The 21,465-nt window shown below is 42.7% G+C and carries 23 protein-coding genes; 13 read left to right on the forward strand and 10 right to left on the reverse strand.

Annotated elements, in window-relative coordinates; all coding sequences use genetic code 11:
• Positions 1–354: 354 nt before the first annotated feature.
• Positions 355–2,214: a transglycosylase domain-containing protein gene (locus tag ACIQYG_RS05755; RefSeq protein WP_402836147.1), complete on the reverse strand. Its 1,860-nt coding sequence runs from the start codon at positions 2,212–2,214 to the stop codon at positions 355–357.
• A 267-nt stretch (positions 2,215–2,481) separates the two neighbouring features.
• Here ACIQYG_RS05755 and kapD point away from each other — a divergent pair, with 267 nt between their 5' ends.
• A complete protein-coding gene (gene kapD, locus ACIQYG_RS05760; RefSeq protein ID WP_402836149.1) occupies positions 2,482–3,105 on the forward strand; it encodes a 3'-5' exonuclease KapD in 624 nt (207 codons plus the stop codon).
• 40 nt (positions 3,106–3,145) lie between these two features.
• Here kapD and kapB read toward each other — a convergent pair whose 3' ends face one another.
• Positions 3,146–3,532, reverse strand: a complete 387-nt coding sequence (kapB, locus tag ACIQYG_RS05765) for a kinase-associated lipoprotein KapB (protein WP_402836151.1) — start codon at positions 3,530–3,532, stop codon at positions 3,146–3,148.
• A 178-nt stretch (positions 3,533–3,710) separates the two neighbouring features.
• Between kapB and ACIQYG_RS05770 the strand changes: the two genes are divergently transcribed.
• The 4 genes from ACIQYG_RS05770 to ACIQYG_RS05785 all read left to right on the forward strand — a co-directional run bounded on the left by ACIQYG_RS05770 (position 3,711) and on the right by ACIQYG_RS05785 (position 5,960).
• Positions 3,711–4,301 carry a peptidylprolyl isomerase gene (locus tag ACIQYG_RS05770; protein ID WP_402836153.1) on the forward strand — a complete coding sequence of 197 codons (591 nt, stop codon included), beginning with the start codon at positions 3,711–3,713 and terminating at the stop codon, positions 4,299–4,301.
• A gap of 134 nt (positions 4,302–4,435) precedes the next feature.
• The gene (locus tag ACIQYG_RS05775; protein ID WP_402836155.1) at positions 4,436–4,660 is read left to right on the forward strand and encodes a hypothetical protein; all 225 of its coding nucleotides are present in this window, start codon (positions 4,436–4,438) and stop codon (positions 4,658–4,660) included.
• Between the two features lie 167 nt (positions 4,661–4,827).
• Positions 4,828–5,304 carry a GNAT family N-acetyltransferase gene (locus ACIQYG_RS05780; protein WP_402836158.1) on the forward strand — a complete coding sequence of 159 codons (477 nt, stop codon included), beginning with the start codon at positions 4,828–4,830 and terminating at the stop codon, positions 5,302–5,304.
• A 41-nt stretch (positions 5,305–5,345) separates the two neighbouring features.
• A complete protein-coding gene (locus tag ACIQYG_RS05785) occupies positions 5,346–5,960 on the forward strand; it encodes a PH domain-containing protein (protein WP_048687662.1) in 615 nt (204 codons plus the stop codon).
• 39 nt (positions 5,961–5,999) lie between these two features.
• Here ACIQYG_RS05785 and ACIQYG_RS05790 read toward each other — a convergent pair whose 3' ends face one another.
• Positions 6,000–6,857, reverse strand: coding sequence for a manganese catalase family protein (locus ACIQYG_RS05790; protein ID WP_402836161.1), 858 nt, complete (start codon positions 6,855–6,857; stop codon positions 6,000–6,002).
• Positions 6,858–6,997: 140 nt separating this feature from the next.
• Here ACIQYG_RS05790 and ACIQYG_RS05795 point away from each other — a divergent pair, with 140 nt between their 5' ends.
• Positions 6,998–7,753, forward strand: coding sequence for a TraR/DksA C4-type zinc finger protein (locus ACIQYG_RS05795; RefSeq protein ID WP_402836163.1), 756 nt, complete (start codon positions 6,998–7,000; stop codon positions 7,751–7,753).
• A 40-nt stretch (positions 7,754–7,793) separates the two neighbouring features.
• Here the strand turns inward: ACIQYG_RS05795 and ACIQYG_RS05800 are convergent, their stop codons facing one another.
• Positions 7,794–8,969 (reverse strand): MalY/PatB family protein, encoded by a 1,176-nt coding sequence (locus ACIQYG_RS05800; protein WP_402836165.1) that lies wholly within the window; start codon positions 8,967–8,969, stop codon positions 7,794–7,796.
• A 103-nt stretch (positions 8,970–9,072) separates the two neighbouring features.
• On the opposite strand from ACIQYG_RS05800, the gene ACIQYG_RS05805 reads away from it, so the two are divergent.
• Entirely contained in the window at positions 9,073–9,333 is a 261-nt protein-coding gene (locus ACIQYG_RS05805) for a DUF1871 family protein (protein ID WP_402836167.1), read from the forward strand.
• A 113-nt stretch (positions 9,334–9,446) separates the two neighbouring features.
• Here the strand turns inward: ACIQYG_RS05805 and ACIQYG_RS05810 are convergent, their stop codons facing one another.
• A complete protein-coding gene (locus tag ACIQYG_RS05810) occupies positions 9,447–10,289 on the reverse strand; it encodes an alpha/beta fold hydrolase (RefSeq protein ID WP_402836169.1) in 843 nt (280 codons plus the stop codon).
• A gap of 302 nt (positions 10,290–10,591) precedes the next feature.
• On the opposite strand from ACIQYG_RS05810, the gene ACIQYG_RS05815 reads away from it, so the two are divergent.
• Entirely contained in the window at positions 10,592–11,092 is a 501-nt protein-coding gene (locus ACIQYG_RS05815; RefSeq protein WP_101223605.1) for an Lrp/AsnC family transcriptional regulator, read from the forward strand.
• Positions 11,089–12,258, forward strand: a complete 1,170-nt coding sequence (locus ACIQYG_RS05820) for an aminotransferase (protein ID WP_402836172.1) — start codon at positions 11,089–11,091, stop codon at positions 12,256–12,258. The genes ACIQYG_RS05815 and ACIQYG_RS05820 overlap by 4 nt, the downstream gene beginning before the upstream one ends.
• Positions 12,259–12,415: 157 nt before the next feature.
• On the opposite strand, the gene ACIQYG_RS05825 is transcribed toward ACIQYG_RS05820, so the two are convergent.
• Both ACIQYG_RS05825 and ACIQYG_RS05830 read right to left on the reverse strand, forming a co-directional pair.
• On the reverse strand, positions 12,416–12,769 hold the full coding sequence (locus tag ACIQYG_RS05825; protein ID WP_402836174.1) for a helix-turn-helix domain-containing protein: 354 nt from the start codon (positions 12,767–12,769) through the stop codon (positions 12,416–12,418).
• A 139-nt stretch (positions 12,770–12,908) separates the two neighbouring features.
• Positions 12,909–14,252, reverse strand: coding sequence for a sodium-dependent transporter (locus ACIQYG_RS05830; protein WP_402836176.1), 1,344 nt, complete (start codon positions 14,250–14,252; stop codon positions 12,909–12,911).
• 344 nt (positions 14,253–14,596) lie between these two features.
• Here ACIQYG_RS05830 and yugI point away from each other — a divergent pair, with 344 nt between their 5' ends.
• A complete protein-coding gene (yugI, locus tag ACIQYG_RS05835; protein ID WP_034310304.1) occupies positions 14,597–15,001 on the forward strand; it encodes a S1 domain-containing post-transcriptional regulator GSP13 in 405 nt (134 codons plus the stop codon).
• A gap of 137 nt (positions 15,002–15,138) precedes the next feature.
• On the opposite strand, the gene ACIQYG_RS05840 is transcribed toward yugI, so the two are convergent.
• A complete protein-coding gene (locus ACIQYG_RS05840; protein WP_034310308.1) occupies positions 15,139–15,372 on the reverse strand; it encodes a DUF378 domain-containing protein in 234 nt (77 codons plus the stop codon).
• Positions 15,373–15,575: 203 nt separating this feature from the next.
• Between ACIQYG_RS05840 and ACIQYG_RS05845 the strand changes: the two genes are divergently transcribed.
• From ACIQYG_RS05845 to ACIQYG_RS05855, 3 genes are all read left to right on the forward strand, one after another.
• The gene (locus tag ACIQYG_RS05845; protein WP_402836179.1) at positions 15,576–16,739 is read left to right on the forward strand and encodes an iron-containing alcohol dehydrogenase; all 1,164 of its coding nucleotides are present in this window, start codon (positions 15,576–15,578) and stop codon (positions 16,737–16,739) included.
• Between the two features lie 147 nt (positions 16,740–16,886).
• Positions 16,887–18,233 carry a glucose-6-phosphate isomerase gene (locus ACIQYG_RS05850; RefSeq protein WP_402836180.1) on the forward strand — a complete coding sequence of 449 codons (1,347 nt, stop codon included), beginning with the start codon at positions 16,887–16,889 and terminating at the stop codon, positions 18,231–18,233.
• Positions 18,234–18,450: 217 nt separating this feature from the next.
• A complete protein-coding gene (locus ACIQYG_RS05855; RefSeq protein WP_402836182.1) occupies positions 18,451–18,855 on the forward strand; it encodes a YugN-like family protein in 405 nt (134 codons plus the stop codon).
• On the opposite strand, the gene ACIQYG_RS05860 is transcribed toward ACIQYG_RS05855, so the two are convergent.
• Together ACIQYG_RS05860 and ACIQYG_RS05865 are read right to left on the reverse strand one after the other, a co-directional pair.
• Positions 18,852–19,844 (reverse strand): potassium channel family protein, encoded by a 993-nt coding sequence (locus ACIQYG_RS05860; protein ID WP_402836183.1) that lies wholly within the window; start codon positions 19,842–19,844, stop codon positions 18,852–18,854. The two genes, ACIQYG_RS05855 and ACIQYG_RS05860, sit on opposite strands and share 4 nt — an antisense overlap.
• Before the next feature lie 244 nt (positions 19,845–20,088).
• Positions 20,089–21,375, reverse strand: a complete 1,287-nt coding sequence (locus ACIQYG_RS05865; protein WP_402836185.1) for a glycoside hydrolase family 18 protein — start codon at positions 21,373–21,375, stop codon at positions 20,089–20,091.
• Positions 21,376–21,465 lie beyond the last annotated feature (90 nt).

Below are 21,465 nucleotides of genomic sequence, written 5' to 3' on the forward strand. Positions count from 1 at the left end.
AAGAAGGTTCCATCATCGGCACCTTACAGACTGTGGATAAACTTGATAATCATTGAGGTGCCTACAGTTTTTTCTAAAACAAATACAAAGTTGATTGGAACGGAAGGTACGAGACTCCTGCGGGAAAAGCGGGTCCAGGGGGCTCCCGGACCGCCCGCGGAAAGCGAGTGCCTGGAGTGAAATTCAACGTAATTTTACAAACCCTGAAAAACATCCCTTGTTATTTTCATCCCATATAGAATAGTAAAAAATCATAGTAATAATTCCATGATCAAATCGTGTTAGGGATTGGGAGCATTCCGAACCTCATTTTATTGACAAACTAAGAAGGTGCCATTGCGGCACCTTCTTTTTTCACTCGGCAGTCTGGCTGATATCTTTCCAAATCAATACATGGGGTGCATGTGAATAAATGGATTGTAGATTGGATGGCTTGTCCCTTCCAATCCAAACTCCTGTTGTATAGTTTGCTGTCAGCCCGACAAACCACATGTCTTTCACATCATTGGTCGTACCGGTTTTACCCCCGACATAATCTGTAGGAAAGTAGGCTTTGCGGGCTGTCCCGGAAAGGGTCGTTTCATGGAGCAGCTGCCGCATCTTGGCTACGGTGCGCTTGTTCCATATCTCCTTGGAGCGGTCTTTCCATTTATAAAGGACTTTACCTTCTTGATCGGTGACTTTAGTAATGGCACGCGCTGGCTGATAGTTTCCGTCATGGAAGGAAGTATAGGCATTTGTGAGTTCAAGGGGACTCATGCCATATTCGAATCCGCCTATTGCCGAACTCGTATGGTGGTCTTTTTTACTGACCTTTTTAAAGTCGAAAGCATCCAGGTACTTGAAACTCGTTTCCACCCCCGTCTTTTCAAAAAGTCTTATGGCGGGTGTGTTATAGGACTGAGCGAAGGCGGTTCTTAGTGTGACCATCCCGTAGCTGCCGCCGCTATAATTCTTTGGACAATAGCTATTGCTGCAATAGCTTGCTCCGCTAACGTGCTGATTGATGTCAGCATCCGTTTCTTCTAAATAGGGAGCATAATCGAGAAGCGGCTTAATGGCTGACCCTGGCTGCCTATAGCTTTGGTATGCCCGGTTGAAAGAATTTTTTTTATAATCCTTTCCCCCAATCAAAGAGACAAGCTCGTGCGTATGATGCTGTATAACCACTAAAGCTCCCTCGATATCATTGACACCGATTTTTGATTGTACAGCAGTCTTTGACTGTGTTTGCAGTTTAGTATCGAGTGCGGTATGGATGGTTACACCGGAATTCAAAAGCTTTTTGACCTTTTTATCCAGCTTAGCTTCCGCTTTATTGCGTATAGCGACATCAGTGCTTTGCAGAGATTTGCCGAGACCCTCGGAGGATGCCACCAGGTTTTTCAATTCCTGATGAACATATGTCACGTAATCGGGATATAAGTCGACCGGGGTGGACAAGTCTAATTTAATCGTACTTTTGATAAGCTTTTCGTACTCGGCCTGATCTAAAGCACCATTGGCAACCATTTGTTCCAGTAATCTCTCCTGACGCTTTTTCGTCGCATCGAAATGTTCAAGGGGATTATATTTTTCCGGATTATTAGGGATTGCGGCAAGGAAAGCAAGTTCCGCCTTGGTTAACTCTCCAGTCGGTTTACTGAAATAATATTGGGAAGCAGCTTCGATTCCATAAGCTCCATTACTGAAATATATGGCATTCAAATACAGCTCCATGATTTCCGGTTTTGATTTTTTTCGCTCTATCTGATAGGCATAAATGAGTTCACTGAGTTTTCGGTTATATGTCCTATCATGTGATAGATAAACATTCCTGGCCAGTTGCTGGGTAATGGTACTGCCGCCTTGTTCGATTGTTTTATTTTGTGAATTGATAAGAAGCGCCCTGCTTATGCCGGAAAGGTCGACTCCTGCATGATCATGAAATTTCTGGTCCTCTGTAACGATGAACAGGTTTTCCAGGAAAAGGGGGATGTCTTCAAGTTTTAAGTAAGTCCGTTTCTCACCTGTGGAAATTTCACTGATGACCTTTCCATTTGCCGCCTTCATGTAACTATTCTGAGCCAGTTCTATCGATTCAACCGGAATTCGCTCGTCGAGTACATGATAGGGAGATTGCGCTAAGGACCACTCCTGATAGGAAAGGAAAATGAAAAGGATCAAGACGGGAACTAAGAGGGAAATCGTGATATAACCAAGATACGTGCGCATAGTTCAACTTCCTAACTAATATATTTTTAGTATGTATGTCCTTGGAATGAAGGGATGAAAAAATGGTACTTTTGGTTCATTCATCCATCATAATCCAAAAAAGGTAGACAATAAAGAGTTTTGGGTAAATTAGGTATGACGGCAGGAGCGGTATCCGAATGGTGTGTTGCGATCCAAAGAAATAACTTTCTAAATCTTCTGTTATAATAATCTCGTGAGAAAAAAACATGTTTGTTTAATGTCAGGAATATGAAGGGGGTCATAAAATTGGAGGAACAACAGCAATATGTATTCATTGATTTTGAATTTACGATGCCGGAAGGAAAAGCCAATCCAAAGGGGTTTTATCCGGAAATCATTGAGGTTGGTTTAGTCACTGTCATTAATGGGACCATTGAGGAACAATTCTCATCTTTTGTTAACCCATTGAAATTTCCAGTTTTAACGGGAAGATGCAAGAAGTTCTTGAACATTACCCAGGATCAGGTGGACCGGGGGATTTCATTTGAAGAACTGGTTGCGTTATTGAAGAAAATAGATGAGCAGCACCCGACGACGATTGTTACGTGGGGAAATATGGACATGAAGGTGCTTCGACAGAATTGTCAGAAAGCAGGATTGGATTTCCCTTTTTCAGGGAAAGAAAATGATCTTTGCCTGGAGTATAAACGCTTTTTCGGGGATCAAAATCAAACCGGACTTTGGAAAGCTGTACAGGCCTATGGCAAAGAAGGGACAGGCAAGCATCACAGGGCGCTGGATGATGCGATTACGACATATAATATCTTTAAGTTAGTGGAGAAGGATAAAAGTTATATGAAAAATCATGAACCGACGACAATTGGCGACCGCATTGATTTATCAAAGGTATTGAATCATTTAGCGTTATAAAAGCCAAATCATATACTACTGATTTGGCTTTTATCATGCTTTATTTGAAATAATCCGCCGCTAAATCTTCAAGCAACTGTAAGCTTTTATCATTCCACTCTGTTTGGGCTTCGCTTAAAGTGCCTTTCATTTTCTCAACAGCTTCTCTTAAGGATTCCTTATACTCAGGAATCTCCCCATCGAAAGTCCTTACCATATTCTTTGGTACATTGGTTTGCTCCCGGAATGCAAGAGCACGCCGCTGATGGAACATGGACACTTCCGTTTGCTTCGGGTTATGAAGATCTCCCTGCATGGGATGCTTCAAGACAGCCAACACTTTAACAAGATATGCAGCAGGTCTGATATCGGTGACTTCCCCGATGTATTTTCCAGTTTTATATATGGCGGTAACCTTATCGCCGATTTTAAAATCCTGTTCTGACATTTCCCTACCACCTTTCTTTTAACTTCCTTCATGATACATAAGAACAACGATTTTTCACAGCGAATTTCTTCAATTTCGTAAAGATGCTTTTTTTATGAAAATCGTGTAAAGTGTACAAATGAAGATGAAAAATGGTGTTTCATGCCATTTTATTTTAAAAAGAAAGAGGTTATGTACAATGACAAACTTTCCACAATTAACAAGTGAAGTTTTGGAAAATGAAAAAGCGGTCATCATGCAAACGACGATGGGCGATATTAAAATTAAATTATTCCCTGAACTGGCTCCGAAGACAGTGGAAAATTTCCTGACACATGCTGAAAACGGTTATTACGAAGGAATCATCTTCCACCGTGTCATCAAGGACTTCATGCTTCAAGGCGGAGATCCGACAGGGACTGGAATGGGTGGAGAAAGTATTTGGGGAGCTCCATTTGAGGACGAGTTCTCCATGCAATTATTCAATTTGCGCGGAGCTCTTTCCATGGCTAATGCAGGCCCGGGAACAAACGGCAGCCAATTCTTCGTCGTACAAGCCCCGCATGTGGACAGCAGGATGGGTGAGCAAATGAAGCAAGCCGGTTATCCGGAAGAAATCATCAGTGCTTATATGGAACAAGGAGGCACACCGTGGCTGGATCATAAACACTCTGTTTTTGGACAAGTGGTCGAAGGCATGGACGTTGTTGATTCGATTGCTAACGTAGAGACAGTTGCGGGCGATAAGCCAGCAGTGGATGTAGTCATTAAAGGGATCGCCATTTTATAAATAAAAGCGAAGCGAGGGGCTCAGTGCCTCTCTTTTTTTTAGGTTTTAGTGGATTAGGCCCACTAGTGGATTGTTCTGGTAATTGATATAATGAGAGAATGCAGTTTAATTCCCTATCAGGAAGGATGTAGCGGATGGACTTTCTCAATCATGCTTTACTAGGTTTGTTTCTTTACTTTCCGGAAGACAAGACTGAATATATCTCGGCTGGTATAACTTGCTTCATTTTTCTAGTGGCAGCCGTTTTTACGATGAGGGCTATTATTAGATATTCAAAGAAGGAAGAATTGAAAACGAAGCAATTCGAAGATGAGGTCACCAGAAGGAACCAGCGTATAAAGGATGATACCCTTTCTTGATCCCGGAAGATGCCTGCATCTCGAGCCCCGTTTTTTGATATTGATTATCTGAATATGAATGGTATTATGTTTTGTTAGAAGGTAGTAAAGAATTAAATGTTCCCTTCTCAGCATAAGCATTTTATACTATAAGCATAGAGATAGAAATTTTGGGGGCGTAATTGGTTATGCAAATCGTAGCTAAAAGAATGATTGCGGCAGATACGGTCAAGGATTTTTTCATTCAGCACTGGGAGACGACTCAAGTCGTTTTTTCAAGAGGCTTGTTTCATTATGCGGAACTTGAGGGTTTTGGGGTGATGGACGAGAATGAAAAAATCACGGGGTTGGGAACATACAAATTATCCGACCATGTATGTCAGATCATCTCTTTGAACAGTGAGCATGAGAATCAAGGTGTGGGCTCGTCATTGCTTTATGTGATGGAAAATATCGCTAAGGAAAAAAATTGCCATACTATTAAAGCGATTACAACGAACGATAATCTACAGGCGTTGAAGTTTTTTCAAAAGCGTGGTTATGTCATTTCGGAAATCATAAAAAATGCCGTGGAAGAATCACGGAAAATCAAGCCGGAAATACCATTTTACAGTTTTGATGGAATTCCGATCCGAGATGAGATAATACTGGAGAAATGCATATAATAAGGTGAAATTCACCTGGATATTGGATAGGGGGAATGGTTATGTTTAAGAAAATGGCGGCTGATGCCCTTGGTCTTAGTGATATTGGAAGTGTTATTAGTCCTGCAGATTATGACAAGGTGGATGCAGATGACTATATCATGCATGAAGATGGGGAAAAAATTTATTTCCTGATTAAATCGAAAACCGATGAGTACTGTTTCACGAATCAAGCGTTCATACATTTGGACGGCACAAGTGCCATTAGCAAAAAGCGTACACTTACAAGATATAGCTACAGCCAGTATACTATTTCCAATGCCACGCTTGAAACCGCAGGGACAGTGGATTTGGATGCGGAAATTAAATTTTCGATCGGTGCAAAGACTTTCTCCATTGATGTCCATAAGAAATTCATTGAAGAATTAAAAGACTTGTTCAAATCACTCGTGAAAATATCGGAAATTTGCCATGAGAATGAGTTTGCCCTTCAATATGCCCAGCAAAGCGTAAACCTTGCTTCTTCCACTTTGAACCAGGTTCGCACTGATGGAAGCCAAATGGCTGCAAGTTTCAAGGAAATTAATTCCGCCGCTTTCGAATGGTTGATGGACAGCCGGAAAAAGTACCATGTGAAAGATTTTGGCTTTGTTTTTGAAAAATATATCAATAATTAAAAAAGGAGGCGAACACACATGATGTGTCCGCCTTCTTTTTTAATTGTTCAAATCACTTAATCCAGGGCTATGTTCATTTGGCATATCCGGCATTTCAGGGACCGGGAATCCTTTTGGAGGCTCGGTAACAGCAAGGTTTCCGCCATTTCGGCTCGGTGTCTCCCCTTGGAAAATCTCGCCGATTCGAGTTTGATCCATCCTGAAATTGAATTGGGCATTATGGTAGCCTAAATCCACATATTTGCGGCATTCAGGATATTTGTTCAAATCATAATTAGGTACAGGGAAGATTTTTCCCCAGTCGACCCCAAGCGTTTCCAATGCCTTGGCAAATGCATTTTGATGGGCATTGTCGCGAACCATTAAAAATGCCAGTGTTTCGCGCATTGATTTATTGGAACTCATTTCATAAATCCTGGACTTTTGCAGGACTCCCGTGGATTCAAGAATGACATTGTTCAAAAGGTTCGCCACAAGATTGCCGTGATCATAAACCCATGATCCGTTCCATGGATTGCCGCCAGCATCAACGGGCAGGGATGCTTTCGCACCGATGATGAAATGGTGGGGGTTTGCACCGCCTTTGATGACTTCATCCAATGGGGCGCCGTCGATAGCGACATCTCCAGGCATATCCCCGCCAGCACCATTCAGCAGCTGATTGATGGTTGATTGGACAAGTTCAACGTGGCTCAGTTCCTCCAAGAAAACTCCGCGGATTAAATCGCGATATTGTTTAGCCTTGCCGCGGAAGTTGGCGCTTTGGAAAGAATACTGCATCATCGTCCGCATTTCACCGAATTGCCCTCCAAGCGTTTCCTGAAGCACTTTTGCTGCATTTGGATCAGGTTTATCGGGAACGATCATATTGATTAGGTCTTCTTTATAGAAATACAAATGGAAGCCCTCCTTAAATTAATTTCTAAGTTAGCTTCTGTTATCTGAATTAAATTATTCCTAAGGTAAAAAGTACCTTTATGGAATGTTGGGAAGAGAGAAATACTAGAGGGAAGAACGATTTTGAAAGGATGTTGCACATGCTATCCAATCAGCAGCTAAAAGAATTTCAACAGCAATTGCAGCAAACGAAACAAGAGTTGGAAGAGCGATTAAGTGATTCAGGCAACCACGATTTAAGAAGAAGCCTGGAGGATTCGACTGGTGAGTTATCGAGTTACGATAATCATCCCGGAGATGAAGGAACCGAGTTATATGAACGGGAAAAGGATTTGGCCCTTTCCGAGCATGATCGGGATGAAATAAGGGATATTGAACGGGCGCTTTCTGCCATCGAGTCAGGTGAGTATGGAAAGTGCCAGGTTTGTTCAAAGGAAATACCTCTTGAACGTTTGAAAGCAATCCCTACAACGACTTATTGTGTCGAGCATACCCCATCACAGGAAACTTCGGGCAATCGGCCGGTCGAAGAGGAAGTGTTGGGACCGCCGTTTGGCAGGTTTGATTTTGACGACCGGCATGAATCGGTTGCATACGATGCGGAAGATTCTTGGCAGGATGTTGCCAGTTATGGAACATCTGAATCGCCTTCCGATTTTATAAATCCGCCAAACGATTACGAAGATATGTATGTCGAGTCCGAAGAAAATGTCGGGTATGTCGAAAATTATGAAAATTTCGTTGGTGTGGATATATACGGTAAAGAGATAACGGTTTATCCGAACTCCCAATATGAAGAATTGAAGGAAGAACTTTTTGAAGAAGATATTCAAACCTCGTTTGGGGATTTGCCTCGATATGAGCATGACCCTTATGTCGATGAAGAAAAAGATTGAAAAAGAAGAACCAGGATTCTAAGCCTGGTTCTTCTTTTGTTTAAGAAAAAGCCAATTTCAAACGATTTAGCCCTTCCATCAGGACGCTGCGTGAACAACCGAGATTCATTCGGACGAAACCTTCTCCGCCAGGTCCGTATTTAGAACCAGGCTCCAATGCAAGCTTCCCTTTATGGATCAGTCGATCCTTAATTTCCTTGTCGTTCAATCCAAGGTCACGGCAGTCAATCCATAAAAGGTAAGAGGCTTCCGGATGCATGACATGCAGTGAAGGAATTTCGGCTGCAATGAATTCCTCTGCCACTTTTATATTCTCCTCAATGTAGCCAATCATGTCTTCAAGCCATTCCAAGCCCTCCCGATACGCGGCTTCCATTGCTGTTAAGGCAAAGATGTTAAGACCATGGAAGGCCAGTTTCGTTTGCGCCTTTTGCAATTGCTTCTGCAATCTTTCATTACTGGCGATCAGGAATGAAGCCTGAAGGCCTGCAATATTGAATGTTTTGCTTGGCGCCATCAATGTAACGGTCATATCCGCTAATTTTTCTGAAAGCGAGCCGATCGGATAATGCCTGGATGTTGTATGGAATAAGTCAGCATGTATCTCGTCACTGACGATGACTACATCATATTTTTCACATAGATCCCCGATCCGTAAGAGTTCGTCCTTTGTCCAAACGCGTCCACCAGGGTTATGCGGACTGCAAAAAAGGAATAGTTTCACTCCGCTTTTCAGCTTGTCCTCGAAATCGGTGAAATCAATCTCAAAGCGGTCCTTTTCTATGATAAGGGGGCTATTGACCACTTCCCGGTCATTATTTTTGATCATATCAAAAAATGGGGTATAGACGGGAGATTGTAACAGTATTTTATCCCCCGGGTTCGTGAATGCTTGGATCGTTGTACCGATTGCGGAAACGACGCCGGAGCTGAATGAAATCCACTTCTTATCGATTTGCCAGGAGTGCCGGTCTTTAAGCCAGCTTTGAATTTCAGTGAAAACCGTTTCAGAAGGGACGGTATAGCCGAAAATTGGATGATTCAAGCGTTCCATCAATGCCTTTTGAATGCCCTCAGGAGATGGGAAGTCCATATCGGCAACCCACATTGGCAGAACATCCTCGCGCCCATATAAGGATGTGAGGAAGTTTTTATCCCATTTTGCAGACCCTGAATTTTCCCTGTTGATTTGTTCTTCAAAAATTGACTTGTTCAAAATATCCACCACCGAATAAAAATTTGTCGTCTTCGCGAAAAGCCTGTTGTTATGATACTATGATATCATGTTCTTTGAAAATATTGAGCAGGTGATAAATTAGATGGATACACAGCAAATGAATTTAGCGTTGGTTGCCGTTTTGCAAGAATGGGACCCTTTCGAGATAGGTTGGGATCTATATGAGCCGGAAATTGCAGATACGGTCGTAGCAATCCGGGATATAGATGACCCGGAGGAACTGGCGGAAAAAATAAAATCCATTTACGAGTTCGCGTTCGATGAATCCATTCAGATGGAAAAGTGCCTGGACGTTGCACGAAAGCTGCTCATCATAAAAAATGATGCCAGCTGTTCGATATAAAGGTGAAAAAAGGTGTACCCGGAAATCAGGGGCACCTTTTTTACGTTGTTTTTTTGCTCTATACTCATAGTATGAGCAGTTGAATCGTAAGATTGTGCGATTAACTCGTGAGTTTACGTTGGGGCGGCTACCCCAATAAACCTCTTAATTAATTGATACAATTCTTCCGGTTTCTCCTCTGGAAGAAGGTGCCCGGAATCCTCAATGACAACAAGCTCGGAATTAGGCAGGTCTTCATGGAGCCTTTCGCCGATACTCAATGGCACAACTCGATCATGTCTTCCCCAAATAAGCAGGCATGGTGTATGAATATCACTAAGGTCCTCCTTCAACAAATCGATTTCCTTATCACGAAGCATCCTCCCCAATGCCCGGAAAATATCATGCTTCTTTATGAATGGTCCTAGATATCCCTGCCGCATTTCATCGTCAATCATGGCCGGGTCATGGACGACATTTTTCAAGTTCTTTTCGATACCTGATTTTTGCAGATACCGTTTTATTCCGTATGAAAAGAAAGGCAGGTAACTGACCATCTTCATTTTTTCCGAATAGCCGGGCTGATAGCCTGAACCGGCAAGCAGAATGGCATGGTCGACAAGATCAGGATATGATTTGATGAGCTGCAGGGAAATCTGCCCGCCCATGGAGTGGCCGATGATACTGAATTTATTGATGGCTTTTCCCTCCAAGAATAGAACGACGGATTTAGCGATGTTTCGGAATGAATATGTATATCGATAATCTTTTCCGCTTTGCCCGAATGGCGGGAGGTCTATTGAGATCACATTGTATTCCTTGATTAAATAGGGGACTAATTTACGGAAACTGAAGCTCGATGACAAAAATCCGTGAAGCAGGACAAGGGTGGGGAGAGAATCATCGATTCGGTCATATTCAAAATAGATTTCGATATTACCTACCCGTTCGACACCTTTGATTGTATGACTTTCCATAAAAGCTCCTCCTCCGTTATTGGTCAATGATAAAAAACCATGTTACCCTGAATATTCCAAAAAAGGTCCTTTAATACTGTTGCATAACAGTAATTGTAATAATAACGATGAAAAAACACAATTACTATAACAGGTCACCAACCAATTTTGATATAATAGTGTAAGTTTATCCTGACAGCATAGGACTTATTAAATTATATTGTATAGGTTTTAAAAAAAAGTCTAATAAGGTAATTCGTGAGACTATCTGCCAGCCAAGCCATCACAGCTAAATTAGTGAATTCCAAAAGGGGGGTTTTCCAATGCACTTGAATGAAGAGGAATTGGAAGTCTTGAGAATCATTGAAAATAACAGCCGGATTGATCTGAAGGATTTGGCTAAAATGACCGATCAATCGGAATCGGACATTGAAATAACGTTGAAGAAATTAGAAGATATGCGGGTCATTGTACGTTACTTAACGGTCATTAACTGGGCTAAAGTGGATGAATACCATGGTGTCACAGCGATGATCGATGTAAAGGTCACTCCTAAACGCGGCGTCGGTTTCGATGATGTTGCAAAAAGGATTTACAAATTCAAAGAAGTCGAGTCCGTTTATTTAATGTCTGGGGCTTATGATCTTTCAGTCATTGTCGAAGGACGTTCGATGAACGAAGTGGCAAGCTTTGTTTCGGAAAAACTTTCGACACTGGATTCCGTCATTTCTACGACGACTCACTTCATAATGAAAAAATACAAGCATGATGGCACCATTTTTGATCAAACTGAAGAAGATAAGCGGATAGTGGTGTCACCATGATTAAAACGAGTTATGTTTCAAAAACGATTGCAGAGCTTAAACCATCAGGCATCCGCCGCTTTTTCGACTTGGCAGCCAATTTGGAAGGGGTCGTCTCGCTTGGTGTGGGTGAACCGGATTTCGTTACATCATGGGCAGTAAGGGAAGCGGCGATCAACTCCCTGGAGGAAGGATATACCTCATATACGGCCAATGCCGGATTATTTGAATTAAGGTCGGAAATCAGCCGGTATATGGAGAAGCAGTTCCATGTTTCGTATAGACCGGACGATCAAATCATTGTCACGGTCGGAGCAAGCCAGGCCCTCGATATTGCCCTGAGGACCATCTTGAATCCAGGTGAAGAAGTCATTGTCGTCGAACCTTGTTTCGTCGCCTATGCACCGCTTGTGACCATGGCAGGGGGAATACCGGTCACGGTCCAAACATCCAAGGAAGAAGACTTTAAGTTGACTCCCCAACAACTCGAAGCGGCGATAACGCCTAAAACGAAGGCCGTTTTAATCTGTTCACCGAATAATCCGACGGGAACTCAGCTTGGGCAGGAAGAATTAGTGATGCTTGCTGACATCGTTAAAAAGCATGACTTGCTGGTGATTTCCGATGAAATCTATGCCGAACTTGCTTATGATGAGGAATTCACTTCTTTTGCTGCCGTTGACGGCATGCTTGAGCGGACAATTGTCATCAATGGGTTTTCGAAAGGGTTTGCGATGACTGGGTGGCGTCTTGGGTTCGTTTGTGCACCTAAGGAAATTTCCGAAGCGATGCTTAAGCTTCACCAATATGCGATGATGTGCGCGCCGACCGTTGCGCAGCATGCTGCATTGGAAGCGTTAAAGAGCGGAATGCAGGATGTGGAAGAAATGCGTCGGAGTTACCGGAGAAGACGAAATTATATCGTGAAATCATTTAACGATATGGGTCTGGATTGCCATAATCCCGGCGGGGCTTTTTATGCTTTTCCATCAATCGAGAAAACGGGGATGACTTCGATGGAATTTGCTGAAAAACTTCTGAAGGAAGAACTTGTTGCCGTTGTACCGGGAGATGTGTTCGGGGAAAGCGGTGAAGGTCATATCCGCTGTTCTTATGCATCCTCCATGGAACAGCTTCAAGAGGCGCTTAGAAGAATGGAACGTTTCATGAAGAATCATTGCCAATAAAAGCAAAAAAATAGGGATCCGGCCTTTAGCAGCCGGATCCCTTTCCATAGGGGGAATTAGAAAAAAGAGTTAATCTAATGGATTAACATAGAAAGTGTTAATCATAGTATATCCAGTACCTAGAAAAAAAATACACATACTACGACCCATTTTTAAATTAAGCTTGTGTATTATATAAAGTATGCATAACTTTCAGAATTTGTTCTTCGCTAAAGTCCTTAGCTGTCCTTAGAATGAGCTCCGCTTTTTTGGTTCCGATTTCTTCAATCAATTTTTTTATTTCCTCATCGATACCAGCGGCGTTACCGGCCTGGGCATCTTTCAGGAATTCTGAAGCCGGTATGTCAAGAACGGTGGAAAGCCGTAAAATGGTTTGTGTATCAGGAACCGATTCACCCGATTCATACTTTTCGATTTTCTTCGTGCCGATTCGTAATTTCAAAGCCAGTTCCTGTTGAGTGAGGTTATTATCTTCTCGGTATTGCCGGATATTCTTCGCGATATTTGACATGGTCAGACACTCCTTTTTCAGGAAATATATTTTTATTATGTAATTATTTTACCATATTATTACTTAAGGGAAGTAATGGAATATGTAGGTTTTGTGAAAAAATGCCGCATCGAGAAATCTCGAAACGGCACGTTGAATGTTAAATGAGATTAGTTGACTTAAGGAATACGAGTATGATCATGATCGGCACGATGTAGCGAATCAGGAAGTACCAAAGTTTAAAAAGTGATCGGCCGGGATCAGCGCCAGTTTCGAATTCCTTTTGTACCTCGAGCCTTTTCATTTGATAGCCGATGAAAAGGGATATGAACAAGGCGCCGACTGGCAGCGCGATATTGCTTGTCAGATAATCAGCGAAATCGAATATGGATAAATTGAAAATCTTCACATCCGAAAGCACCCCAAAGGATAATGCGCTTGGAATCCCAATCAGGAAAACGGTGATACCAGCTATCCAAGAAGCCTTCTTCCGTTTTGCGGCATCACCCTTGATCATGGCTGCAACGACGATTTCGAGAATGGAGAATGCCGTCGTAAGGGTGGCAAATAATAATAATATGAAGAAAATGAACATGAAGATCCCGCCAAGCGCCATTTCATTGAAGACGGCAGGCAACACGACAAATACCAGTCCAGGACCGCTTGAAGGGCTGAAACCCAGTGCGAAAACAGCCGGGAAGATGACCAAACCTGCCAGCAAGGAAATGAAGATATTCAGTCCAACTACCGAAAGTGCCGATTTTGTAATATCTTCTTTTTTACTTAGATAGGATGCGTAGGTTACCATCACGGAAACACCTACACTCAGTGCAAAGAAGGATTGGCCCAATGCCAATAGGATCGTTTCCCCTGTTAATGCGGAAAAGTCCGGTTTCAAGAAGAATTTAACACCTTCCATCGCTCCATCCAGAGTCAAGGATCGGATAAGAAGAATGATGAAAAGAATGAACAATGAAGGCATCATATATTTATTAGCCTTTTCAATTCCCTTGGAAACGCCTCCTTGCACGACCCAAATGGTAAAGACCATGAATAATAACTGAGCGATGACCGTTTCATAAGGATTACTGATTATCGTATTGAAGAAGTTCCCATATTCTTCTTGCGTCAAGTTTGAGAGGGAACCTGTAAAGCTTCTTGCTAAATAGGAGATGATCCAGCCTCCAACAACACTGAAGAAGGAAAGAAGAATGATTGAAGCGACGACACCGCCATATCCAATCAATGCCCAAGGCTTTCCAGGGGCGATATTTTTATATGCGCTAATGGCATCTTTCTGTGCATTGCGGCCAATCGTGAATTCCGCTATTAATATCGGTGCCCCGATAAGCAGGGTGAATATAATGAAGAGCAGGAAGAAGACCCCTCCACCATTTTCCCCAGTCATATATGGGAGCTTCCAGATGGCGCCCAATCCAATAGCGGATCCCGCGGCTGCCAGGATGAACCCAAGTTTTGAAGTCCATTGATCTTGTTTTGACATGATGGAAAAACTCCTTTAGATGTAAAGATTATCTAGCTGTATATTATTTTTTTTAAAACATTTTCTCATCTTACTATGATTATGGGGAATTGGATAGGTTTAATATTACAATCTTTAGAAAAATGAGTAAATATCTTAAGGGAAATAGAGGTTATTTGCAAATTTTTAGGTTAAGTTATATACAAAGATCTTATAATATTTATTATTTCCAAAAAACAAACATTTTTAATGAGTAAAATCCTAAAAAGTATGGTATACTTAACTTTGATTATTTTCCAATTATGTGATATAATTTTTTATTGCGTGAAAAGACGAAAAAATATATATAAAATAGGAGTGTTACCATGTCTGAAAAATTCGAAATTGGTGCGGTAGTTGCTGGTAAAGTTACTGGTATTCAACCATACGGTGCATTTGTTGCTCTAGATGAATCAACTCAAGGTTTAGTTCATATTTCTGAAATCACTCACGGCTTCGTTAAAGATATCAACGAACATTTAAAAGTGGGCGATGAAGTGAAAGTTAAAGTTCTTTCCATCGATTCAGCTGCTGGAAAAATCGGCTTATCGATCCGCGCTACAGAAGAAGCTCCTGAGCGTACTGAAGCTCCGAAAAAAGCTCCGAAAAAACGCCAAGCATCTGTTAAAGCGACATCTCACATCGAATCTACTGAAGGTTTCAACACATTGAAAGACAAACTTCAAGAGTGGATTGAACAATCTCAACGCGAAGACTTAATCAAAAAATAATATTTTAGAACCGGCAGATCCTACGATCAGCCGGTTTTTTTTGTCCAGGGGCATATGAATGAAATAAAGCCGGGTCATGTGTTTATCCATGGTCCGGCTTTCTTTTATAGAACATAACATTATCCATGGTCAAGATCTCAACGAGTCGGTTTGGTTTCAGGCTCCCTGGAAATTTCAGGACTTGGTTTAAAGAGGAGACCAAGATTAATGAGACCGGCAATTCCAACCAATCCATAAACGATACGGGCCATTCCAGCATCTTGCCCTCCGAAAATCGAAGCTACCAAGTCAAATTGGAAAAAACCTATTAATCCCCAGTTGATTGCCCCGATTATTGTAAGAACAAGTGCAATTCTTTGTATTCCACTCATTGTACAGCCTCCTTTTTTTGAAAAAATCAGTTCTTTACTTATCATGCTTTTTCATCATGTAAATATACATCCACTCAAAAGTTCCGGGCGGATATTTTGTATTTAAATGGAACATTGGTCATAATGAATAAAAGAAAAACTAGCACTTGGCTCTGTCGATAATTCAAAAATGGAGTCAATGTGGCATTAAAGGAGAGATACCATTGGAGAATTTCACATATAAAAATCCTACTAAAGTAATTTTCGGGAAAGGTCAGCTTGAAAGCTTAAAAACTGAAATTCCCGCCTATGGCGATAAAGTTTTACTTGTATACGGTGGAGGAAGCATAAAGAAAAATGGCTTATATGGAAAAGTGGTCAATGCCTTGAAAGAGATCGATGCAGAGGTGCACGAACTTTCCGGAGTTGAACCGAATCCACGCATCTCAACAGTCCGGAAAGGTGTTGACCTTTGTAAAGAACATGGTATCGACTTTGTCCTTGCGGTTGGAGGAGGAAGCGTTATAGATGCTACAAAGGCCATCGTTGCTGGTGCTAAATATGAGGGGGACCCATGGGATCTTGTCATTAAGAAGGCCCCAGTCGAAGAGGCCCTTCCATTCGGAACGGTTCTGACCTTAGCTGCAACAGGCTCTGAAGCGAATTCCGGATCTGTCATAACAAACTGGGAAACGAAAGAGAAATACGGATGGGGAAGTCCATTGGTATTCCCGCAATTCTCCATTTTGGATCCTGAAAATACTTTTTCAGTACCAAAAGACCAAACGGTATACGGAATGGTCGATATGATGTCACATGTGTTCGAAACGTACTTCCACCCGGAAACGCATGCACCTCTGCAAGACCGTTTTTGTGAATCGCTGTTATCGACGGTAATTGAAACGGCACCTAAACTATTGGAAGACCTGGAGGATTATGAGCATCGGGCCACTATCCTGTATGCCGGAAACCTGGCCTTGAATGGGTCGCTTGGGGTTGGTTACAGCGGTGATTGGGCAACGCATAACATTGAACATGCCGTTTCAGCTGTTTATGACATCCCGCATGCAGGAGGATTGGCCATCTTATTCCCAAATTGGATGAAGCATGTGCTCCATGAAAATGTAGCACGTTTTAAACAAGTTGCAGTCCGTGTATTCCATGTAGATCCGGAAGGTAAAACGGATGAGGAAGCGGCCCTTGAAGGCATTGAAAGACTTAGGTCATTTTGGAGCAGCTTAGGGGCGCCGACCAATCTTTCGGATTATGGCATCGATGACTCACAATTGGAAGTCATAGCTGATAAAGCGATGAGCAGAGGGGAATTTGGACGATTCAAAGTCCTTAACCGTGAAGATGTCCTTGCCATTTTACGGGCTTCATTATAAACAAGTGATATGATCCGCTCTCCCGCCTTCCCTGGTGGGAGATTGCTTTATATGTATAATTCGTTATTTACTTGATCGATTTCTTGATTATGAGAATTACATCAGATAAAGTGAAAGGGAAACTAAAGAATTCAAGGAGGAATTTGAATGGCCCATATTCGTTTCGATTATTCAAAAGCCCTGCCGTTTTTCGGGGAGCATGAGATTACCTATTTACAGGATGCTGTAAAAGTGGCACACCATTCCCTGCATGAGCAGACAGGGGCAGGCAATGAATATCTTGGCTGGCTTGATTTACCCGCCAATTATGATAAAGAAGAGTTCTCAAGAATCAAAAAAGCGGCCGCGAAAATAAAAGAAGACTCAGAAGTGCTGCTGGTTATCGGAATCGGTGGATCATATCTGGGAGCACGGGCAGCGGTTGAGATGCTTCAACATAGTTTTTATAACATTCTACCTTCGGATAAAAGGAAAGCACCGCAAATTTTATTTGTCGGTAATAATATAAGCTCTACATATATGCAGGACGTGATGGACCTATTGGAAAATAGGGATTTCTCGATCAACGTCATCTCTAAATCCGGTACGACCACGGAGCCTGCACTGGCCTTCAGGATTTTCAGGAAACTGCTTGAACAAAAATACGGCGTTGAAGAAGCTAAGAGCCGCATTTATGCTACGACTGATAAAGAGAAGGGCGCTTTAAAAACGGTAGCAACGGAGGAAGGGTTCCAAACTTTCGTCATTCCTGATGATGTTGGCGGACGTTACTCGGTCTTAACGGCTGTAGGGCTGCTTCCTATTGCTGTCAGCGGGGCGGATATCGATCGAATCATGGAGGGGGCCGAGCGTGCCAGGGTCGACTTCAGTTCTTCCGAGCTAGGTGAAAATCAGGCATACCAATATGCGGCGGTTCGGAATATCCTTTACAATAAAGGGAAAACGATTGAAATGCTGATAAACTATGAGCCTGGACTTCAATACTTCTCTGAGTGGTGGAAGCAATTATTTGGAGAAAGTGAAGGAAAAGATCAAAAAGGGATATTCCCTTCATCGGCTAACTTCTCGACTGACCTGCATTCATTAGGGCAGTATGTTCAGGAAGGACGGCGTGATCTTTTTGAAACAGTCATCAAAGTGGAAAAGGCCCGTCATGAGATCTTGATTGAAGAAGCGGCCAATGACTTGGACGGCCTGAATTACCTATCAGGTGAAACGGTGCAATTCGTGAATAATAAAGCATTTGAGGGTACGCTGTTAGCCCATACGGACGGTGGCGTTCCCAACCTGATCGTAACGGTTCCTCAGTTGGATGCTTATACTTTTGGCTACCTTGTTTATTTCTTCGAGAAAGCTTGTGCAATGAGCGGTTACTTACTGGGTGTAAATCCATTTGATCAGCCTGGAGTGGAGGCCTATAAGGTGAACATGTTTGCTCTTTTAGGCAAGCCGGGTTATGAAAAGAAAAAAGCGGAGCTCGAAAAGCGCTTATAATAAAGGGCATCAAGCCGGGATAACATCCGGCTTGATGCCTTTTTTTGTTGAAAGCCAAAGAGTGCCATCACGGAAACGGCGAAAATTTCACAAAATCGTAAGGATGGCTTGGAAGCAAAGTTCCTTATGCCTTTCGGGGGAACAATGGAGTCATTCCAGGTTTTTTTTTGGCGCATTGGTTAAGCTAATAGAAAATTAGCGAAAGAGGTTTTATACAATGATTAAAATTTCTTCTCAGTTGGAAGGGAAAACATTTGGTTTGTTCGATCTGGAGACGAAGTTAAAACCGGAAGGATATGTGATAGGTGGAGGATGGGATTATGACCACGGGTCTTTTGATTATAAGATTGACGGCAGTGATGGCTACCAATTCTTGCGGGTCCCTTTCAAGGCTGTTGATGGTTCACTCGATATGGATGGGGTAATGGTCGAACTTTTACAGCCGTTTCTGTTATCTCATAAGTATGAGGACGGGATTGATGATGAAGGAAATATCGGAAACCTCTCCGCTTCCTTCAATCAGTTTGCCGAGCCTGAAAATCCGGATGCCGAATTTCCGGAAAACTATATCTCATTAGGAAAAACGCTTGTCCGTGATTTGGAAAAGCTTTTATTACACTAATCCTCAATGATGAGCAGGGTGTCATCACGATGGATGATTACATCTCCGGGGGGCTTGATCAATGTCTTGCCTCCTGAAATGATGCCGACCAATAAAATGTCTTGATCGAATAGCTTAACGTTCAGCTGTTTGAACGTCAATTCCACCCAGTCATCCTGGATGGGCAGCTGTTTGAGGCTCAATCCATTCCGCTCATTTTGTTCTCTGGCTTCCGTTATGATCCCCTTCGATAAGCAATCCTGCATATATTCACTCGCGAATTTATTCGTTTCGACTATACCGTCCGCCCCAGCCCGTAAAGCATTTTCCTTTTGTTCATGCGTCAATATTTCCACAAGGCAATACACATGCGGATTCAGCCCTTTGACGGCCAGTAACGTCAATATCGAGAACATATCCGTTTGCAGCTCGTCTTGCTTCAGGTCAGCCGTAATAAGGACGCGTATGGCTTGTTTAATATTGGCTTTCTGCAAAACGGAATCCAATGTAGCTTTTCCTTGGATAAAGTGGATATTCGTTCTTGGAAGCGGGTGCTTTTGCAGTGTATCATCGATAAGGACAATGGATTGATGGTGTTTGCGATCATGGATGTTTTGGATGATTCTTTTAGAACGGCCATTCCAGCCGACAATGATAATATGGCCGCCGCCGCCGAATACTTTCTTACCTGTTAGAAATTGCTGTTCATTGGATATGGAAATTTTAGCGATGTACGCAAAATAAGAGGTAATCAGGCCGGCGCCTGACAAAATGAGGACCATCCCAATGATTTTGCCAAGATTGGTCACTGGAGTGAAATCTCCATAACCGACCGTTGACATGGTCACGATTGCCCACCAGATGCCATCAAGTAAGGTGGGGAATCTTTCCGGCTCCACAATGTGGATCAAGACCCCGAATGAAAGTAAAAATAAGGCGATGATGGAAAGCAATCTGATGAAACGTGGAAATCTGGGAACGGTACTGATGTATGGACCGATTCGAATCATGTTTTTCACACCCTTTGAGCTGTTCCTTATAGTATGGTCAAAAAAGGCTTGGCTCATAAGGGTGCAAAAAGACAAACTTTGAATGATATATATCGGCATATTGCCTGATCGAATTACGGTAAATGATAAAAGCCCTCCGGATGATGTCGGAAGGCTTCTAGTGCTGAGTCACGTATCCTGAATGGACTTCATGCTCGATGATTGATTATATGCCCGTTTCAGCTTCGGTATTCCTTGATCTTTTCTAAACCCTTCTCCGCACGTTGAAGTTATCACTGATGAGCAGCCAGTTTTGAGGGAAGGCTAAGCCGAGCTTCCAATAACTCATTCCCCTTAAGTTCAATTCTTTGAGTAAATCGAATTTTGCCTGAATCGATCTGGCATCTTCAAACCACACCTCATGCTGCCTATCCTCAATATCGGTATAATTGAAGTGCGGGGCCTGTGCGGTTTCATCATACTCGATGGCAACATCATTGTCCGCCGCAATCTGGATGGCCTGCTGCGGACTCACGGCCCTGGCAGTGGATCCCTGTACAAAAGGCAGGGTCCAATCATAGCCATATAGGTTTTGCCCCATCAGGATCTTGTTGGAAGGAATATCGGTGACGGCATATTCGAGAACATCCCGAACAGGTCCGATAGGTGACACTGCCATTGGGGGTCCGCCGCTATATCCCCACTCATATGTCATGATGATGACGAAGTCGACGATTTCACCATGTGCTTTATAGTCATGGGCCTCATACCAACGGCCTTTTTGCTCAGCACTTGTTTTAGGGGCCAGTGCCGTGGAAATGAACCATCCTTCCTTCTTGAAGCGATCCCTGGCTTTTCGAAGAAATTGATTATAGGCTTCTCTGTCGGCCGGCCGTAAATACTCAAAGTCAAAGTGGATATCCCGGAAACCATATTTCTTTGCCGTTGTAACGATATTGTTCAGGAACTTATTCTGAACGGAAGTATTCGTTAAGATGATTCGTCCGAGTTCATCGCTGAATTGGTCATTTTCCTGATTTGTGATCACCATCATCAGGACATTTTTATTTTCCCTGGCGATGGCAGGGAATTCATTGAGTAATGGCTCTTTTAAGGAGCCGTCTCGAAGCGCCTGGAAGCTGAAAGGGGCTAAGTAGGTTAAATAGGGCGCAGCTTCCCTGGCAGCCGTTTCAAGGGCCGGTGCAACCGTCGTACCCCTCGGCTCGACATAGCCGTTGAATTCGGCTGTCCTTTTCCTCCGAGCCGGAATATAGAGCCGGTATCCAACTGATAGGATTTGATTTTCAGAAATGCCATTTATATTTGCCAATTCTTGAACAGGGACATCAACCCTTTGGGAAATGGAATAAAGACTATCACCCGGTTGTACGAAATAATAACTGCCGACGATTGGAATGACAAGGGCCTGCCCCGAAACAAGATTATTTGGGTTAGGGATCTTATTTGATTCAACGAGCCTGTCAACGGTTACGCTGTACGTCTGGGCGATGCCATATAACGTCTGGCCTGGCCTAACCACATGTATTTGCAATTCTTTTCCCTCCTACTGAAAGTTTCCTAACAGTTTATGAGCATAAAAAGAAATTCATGATAAAGAGCTTAGGATTGAGGGAAACGCAAT

Source organism: Peribacillus sp. NPDC096622 (assembly GCF_044762665.1).
Taxonomy (GTDB): Bacteria; Bacillota; Bacilli; order Bacillales; family DSM-1321; genus Peribacillus; species Peribacillus frigoritolerans_B.